General features: G+C 61.3%; 5 protein-coding genes. All 5 read right to left on the minus strand.

Annotation, left to right across the window (positions count from 1 at the left end; genetic code table 11):
* Positions 1-118: 118 nt before the first annotated feature.
* Positions 119-430, minus strand: a complete 312-nt coding sequence (locus NDI79_RS23415) for a hypothetical protein (RefSeq protein WP_310931044.1) — start codon at positions 428-430, stop codon at positions 119-121.
* A complete protein-coding gene (locus tag NDI79_RS23420; RefSeq protein WP_310931045.1) occupies positions 431-2,878 on the minus strand; it encodes a hypothetical protein in 2,448 nt (815 codons plus the stop codon).
* 222 nt (positions 2,879-3,100) lie between these two features.
* On the minus strand, positions 3,101-3,532 hold the full coding sequence (locus NDI79_RS23425) for a hypothetical protein (protein ID WP_310931046.1): 432 nt from the start codon (positions 3,530-3,532) through the stop codon (positions 3,101-3,103).
* 75 nt (positions 3,533-3,607) lie between these two features.
* On the minus strand, positions 3,608-3,799 hold the full coding sequence (locus NDI79_RS23430) for a hypothetical protein (protein ID WP_310931047.1): 192 nt from the start codon (positions 3,797-3,799) through the stop codon (positions 3,608-3,610).
* Positions 3,796-5,981 (minus strand): phage/plasmid primase, P4 family (locus NDI79_RS23435; RefSeq protein ID WP_310931048.1); only part of this gene is annotated, 2,186 nt, incomplete at its 5' end. The genes NDI79_RS23430 and NDI79_RS23435, both read right to left, overlap by 4 nt.

A 5,981-nucleotide genomic window follows, 5' to 3' on the forward strand; every position in this document is an offset into this window, starting at 1 on the left:
AACTAAGTCTTTCCGGTGCCGTCTAACTCGCTGAGAAAGGGTGTTTCGTACTGTTGCCATGGTCCGGGTGTTACACTCTACTGAAGACTGTATCATACGAGAGACGAGAGAAGGAGAGTTAGGTATCCAGTCTATCCAGCAACAGAACGAACAACGCACTGCCACCGCCGAGTATCCCGGTCGCAATCATCTGGCGGGCATCCGCGGGAAGAAGTGTAATCATCGGCGCACCGACGACTAACGTCATTACGAGCGGCATGACGATACTCTGCGTTCGGATATACATCATCGTCAACACGGTGAACCACACAATCGTGGCCGGTAACATGAGACCGAACCCCATATCGTAGGTACAGAGTGCACTATCGAGGAAGCTCGTTGCGTTCCCTCCGTTGAACGGGTTTGCCGTGAATGTGCTACAGTCCACCATTCAGAACCAATCCTCCGAGACGGGGCTGTCGCCGTCCCCGCCGAACCCGAGGTCCGCGGTCTCGAAGGACACTTGTGCCTCTTCCCCGCCGAACCCGAACGTGTCCTCATTCTCCGACCCACCCGAATCCAAGTCCGGCCACGGAACACGGCCGCGTCCACGCGGGGGATTAGACGTGAAGTCGTACCGGCGTCGGTCGTCATCGTTCCGGGTCGGCGGTCGGAACGGCGCGTCGGTGTCGGGCGTGTCGAACCGCAGACTCAGGTCCGTATCGGTCCGCAGTCTCGTATCCACGCCCGTCGCCGTCCGGCCGAGGATGTCCGGTCCAACGTCTACATCAGTCGGCGTGTCCGTCCGGGTACTCACGTCCGTCTCCACCCCCGTCGAGGCGTCCGGGATATTCCCGAGAGACTGGCCGGCCACGGCGTCGGATGCCAGTCCCGTAGTCACACCGACGCCCGTCTCTTGTGCCTCCGCCTGTCGGGAGAGAGCGCCGGACAGAAGGCCACTACCGGTCCCGACACCGGCCGCATCTGACGCACCGGAAGGAACGGACGAACCGATGAACGACGAACTCTCGGCCGCCTCACGCGCCTCTAACGCCTCGTCGATGAGTCCGGCCCCCCGCAGGTCCTCGCCCGGGACGCCCTCAAGATACCCCTGACGAATCCGCGTGGCGAAGAGGCTACTCTCCCGGGGCGACAGTAGAGACCCTGCACTGGAAGATGCGCGCCGAGCGTCCCCGACTCGTTGAAGGTCCGGTGCCGTCGTTCGGGGGCCGCGGTTCGCAGTCGAGTACTCCCGCGGGGACAGACTCCCGCCGCTCACCCCTACGTCTGCCGTCCGAACATCGGGTTCCACAGGTTCATCCGCGAGCGTTTGTTCGGCTTCACGGCTCTGCCGCCTGTCGATTCGGATTTCCATCTGCCGGACACGTTGCTCTAAGGCGTCCGAATCATCCGGCCCGCGAACGTTCACGTCCAGGTCGTCGCCGCCGAGCGTCACCGTGTCGTCAGACGAACCCGCGAACCCGGAGAGGTCAACTTGCCCGCGGTCACGTCCGACCAACCGGGAGCGGAACGGCGGGAGTACATCCTCCGCGTCCGACGCTCTTTGAATCGCTCTATACGTCAAATCGGACCCGGACAATCGCCCGCCCGACAGTCGGTTGATTCCAGTGGCGGTGGCACGGCCGCCCGCGAGTCCCGCCGCGAGGTTGCCGGCGAACCGGCCCGATGATGATACCGGGTCCGCCTCGAAGGACGCCCGTGACTGTGACGCGACTAAGCCAGCGGTTGCGAGAGTGTCCGCTGCCAGTTCGTCCCCGCGTCCCTGCGACACTTCATTGACGGCGTAGGCACCGAACTCCGCGGTCTCCAATCCCTGCCGCGCCGCCGCCGCCGGATTCAGGCCACTCACGATACCTTGGCCGACCGACGTGGATAGGTCCTCGACGGGACCGGCCCGGTCGTCGCCCGAGATACCACGGAGAAAGTCAGACGAACCTTCACCGGCCGTCGCGTCGAGGAGATTGAGACCCGTTCTTTCGAGCGCCACGGCGTCCTGTGTGAATCCCGGCACGACTGAGACCCCGCGGGCGAATCGGTCGTAGTCCCGACTGAGAGAGCCGAGAGTACGTTCCACTTCGTCCTCCGGACCGCCGAGACCGAACGACCAATCGAAATCCCCGAACTGTTCACGCTGCTGCTGTCTGTCGATACTGCCCGAACTACTCGGGGACGAAGGCATACTCTGCCCGCCTGAACCCGGGGTGGGGCCGCCGAAGATAGTCGGTCGGAAGGTGTCATCGTCCCCAGTCGGGTCGTCACGGTTGCGAGTGATACTGCCGACCGTGTTTCGCGTCGTCTGAATGTTCGAGTCATCGGCCGCAGTGGGATCTTCCCGCGTCCGGGTGATGCTCCCCTCGATGGCACTGGTAGCCGAGATATCCGAGGAATCAGACACTCGACGCCGTCCGCGTTCAGTGAGAGTCACGGAGAGTCCGTCATTCCCACCGCGAACTATCACGTCATCCTCAGAGAGAGACGAGAAACGGTCCAGTACCTCCTGCTCTCGTTGACGCGCACGGTCCACTGTGGACTGCGAGAAGGCGTCTGAGCCAGTCTCCAATCCTTGTCCGACACTGCCGCCCGGCGTCGAACCGATGTTCTGTCCGGACGATGAACCGGAGTCACGAGAACCGCCGGACGAACCGGAGTCCCCGCTATCAGCTTGATAGTTCTCCGCCGGCGTATCTCCCGTGTTGATGCCCGCGGGGTTACGCGGCGCACCGGGGATACTCCCACCACTCCGCCGGTTCGTTCGACGACGGTCGTTATCATCGTCATCGTCACGGTCGTCTGCCTGATACGCGTCTCCGCCGGGGTCACCGCCCGTGTTGATTTCGTCACTGCCGCCACCGCCTAACCCACTCGGAAGGTTCGCCATTAGTCTCCACCGCCTCCGTAGCACCGCTCCTTCTGACACGGTTGCTTGTGACCGGCGAGAACACGGAGCGTCACTCTGCGAGAGTTGTTCGGGCGGGTCGGGCACGCCGGTTCCTCGGATTCTCCGTCTGCGGGGCGATGGAACACGCAGCTTGAACCGTTCGTCGTTGCTATCACCACGTCGTCGTCGAGGGTCATGCCGTCCGGCGTCTGGAGTCGCGCCTTAGACATCGGCCTCACCTCCTTCTGGGGACGATTCCGACCCTCCGAACCGACGCCGCGCCGCCTCGCTCTCCTCCGGGGTGCAGACTACACCGGACGGTCTGTCGGAGGCCCTCCGAGTCCCCTTCACCGAGAGTGCCCCGAGTGGCAGGGAGGCACAGACGCCCTCAACTCCCGTGCCCCGCGAGTCATCCGCTTGGCCGACCGATGCCCGACCCTTCCCGCTGCCGTCGCGGTCCACGAGATATACCCACTCAATTTCCGCGAGAGAGTGTTTCAGTATCTGCCGGACTATCGCCGTCGAGTACGTGGTAATCTCGAACGTGTCACTGTCGCCGAAGAAGTGAATCGACGTTTCCCGTTCGTTTCGTGAGAGTCCGCTCGTTACGTTCTCCGCGAGCCGGCTTCGCCGCTTCATCTCTTTCTCGCTCATACATGTCACAGTACGGGAGCGAGTACCCTAAAAGCAGCGCGCGGTGGGTCGAGGCGGTCGTTATCGAGGGATGCGCTACATCGGAATGAACACCACCGCGGCCGCCGCCGCGCCGACTATCATCCCGGCCACGTCGTCGACGAGTACCGTCTGTTGGAGTACACCCGTCTGGTTCAGTCTGCCCGAACAACCCTCGCAGATGAACGTACTCCCGTCGACGTGTCGATACTCTGCGTGACAGTCGGGACACTTCATATTCGCGTTCATCGGCCGTCCCCTCCGTTCAGCTTGTCTGTGGCCACCCGTTCGAGTTTCGCGGTGGCCGCCAGCCCGTTCGGCGTCCGTTCGAGGTACGCTTTTTCATGAGCACGGTCAACGATTCCCTGCGCCAGTGAGACATCGAAGCCGTCCCTGTCCCCGAGCGTGGTCCACAGTTCTGTTTCGTCTACGCCGTCTCCAGCGTCCTTTGAACGCACGGCTCCCCATAACGCGGGCGCCCACTCAGGCGTCTCCGTCTCTGTGGCCGTGCCTCCGTCCGCCGTGACTGGGGACTGTCCCTCTTCACGGAGTGACGCGGAGTCTACAGACACATCGGTGACGTTCTCGACGTGTTGTAGCTGAACCTTCCCCTCATGCTCACCGACACTCGCGTTCCGAACAGCCACCTCTTCGCCTTCGAGACCGGATAGGAACCCGTCAGAGTCCCACATAACGAGGTCAACGGCACCGGTTTCTCCCGTTACAACGGCCTTCTCACCGCCACTATCCCCGAGTTCAACCACCGAAGCGACGGTTCCTTTCACGGACTCATACGCCCGGTTACTGTCCGACGCGGCCGCTATCGTTCGATACGTGGCGGTGTCCTCCTCTTTCTTCGATTCTTCGCCGTACTTCCGAATCAGGTGCTCGGAACCGAACTCTGCCAGTGCATCCTCGGAGAACGCCGTATCGAGTAACACACGCTCCCTCCCGTCGTCTCCGCGGGGTTGGGACTCCTCGACGTGGAAACTCTGCTTGAACACACGCCAGAACACACTCGTGTACCTCACCGCCTCTCCTATGCCTTCGGAGAACTCTTTGTAGAACTCATACACGTCGGACTTTGAGACGACAGAACCGGGTTCCTTCTCGACACACTCCGATGCAAAGCGGTGGACCGGGTCACTGTGCTTCTTGAAGTATTCCAGACGTTCCATCGGTGCGCGTTCAAGGGACACGTCGCCGTTCTTTGAGAGACGGTCTAATCCGTCAAGGGCGACGTTGAGAAGGCCGGAAAGTTCCTCTTCCGTCGTCATTTCGGCTATCAGTTCCTCCTCCGGTCGGGCCTGTTTGTGGTTCGGGTTCTCCGGGTCCGGGTCCTCGACGAACTCCGTTTTCATTCGGATTGGAACGACACGGCGGGCCATTGACCGTTTCCCGTCCTCTATCGCCGGGAGAGAGTTCGCCGCGAAGAACATAGTCGCGCTATTGACGAACTCGAACGGTTGGCCGAACTTACGCTGTGCCGTCACCACGTCCGTACCGCTGGTTAGACGCTTCAGTTCACCCACGTTCTTTAGTTTCCTATCGTCTATGTCGCCACCGATGTTAGCCAGTTTTCCGTGCAGGTCTGCCTTAGCGAACCGGTCGTTTCCGAGTTCGTGAAGCCCTCTCCCCGCCACGCTGTCGTGTCCGAGGAACTCCCGGACGAGAGTGAAGTATTGACCCTTCCCGTTCTTCCCTTCCCCGAACAGGAACAGGAACTTGCTGTTCACATATGACGGGTGAAGCGTCGCACCGACCATTTCCTCTAACGTTTTCTTCTCGTCCTCTGCGGACGTTATCTCCGTGAGGAACCGGTCAACGTTCGGTGCCTCGGCGTCCGGGTCATACGTAGCCGGGATTAGACGGGTGAAGTTGTACTTAGGCGAGTGTTCGAGCAGTTCCCGCGTCTCTATGTTGATGACGCCGTTCTTCACGCATCGGAGCTTCTCGGCGTGGTTCGCGGCGTTCAAGTCCTTCACGTCAACCGCGGTTAGGTCCTCTATCGTCGCCAGTATCTCGTCTCTGTCTCTCGTCGAGAAGTTGCGGCCGAGTTCGCGGGCGATTATCCGGCGAACCTCACGTTCACCGCCTCCCTCGAACACACCGGTCTCCGCGTTGTAGGACATTAGCCGGTCGTCCGTGTCAACGTAGATGAACTCCGTTTCGGCCATGATAGCCTCTGCCGCCTCTCTGCGCGCTTCCTTGTCCGACGCCTCCCGTGCGTCGAAGAGGGAGTTCACATAGTCCCACACGTCACTACTGCCCGACGAGACGCTATCCGCGGGCGGTTTCTCCGGACGGGACGACGTGAGTTCGGGGAGATTGAACTGGTTATCTCCAATAGACCGAAGGTAGTTGTAGGCCGTTTTCCAGTCAGAACCGCTCACGTCGCCCGGAACGACCCGTTCGTCATAATCCAGTTCGT

The organism is Halogeometricum sp. S3BR5-2, assembly GCF_031624635.1.
Lineage (GTDB): Archaea > Halobacteriota > Halobacteria > Halobacteriales > Haloferacaceae > Halogeometricum > Halogeometricum luteum.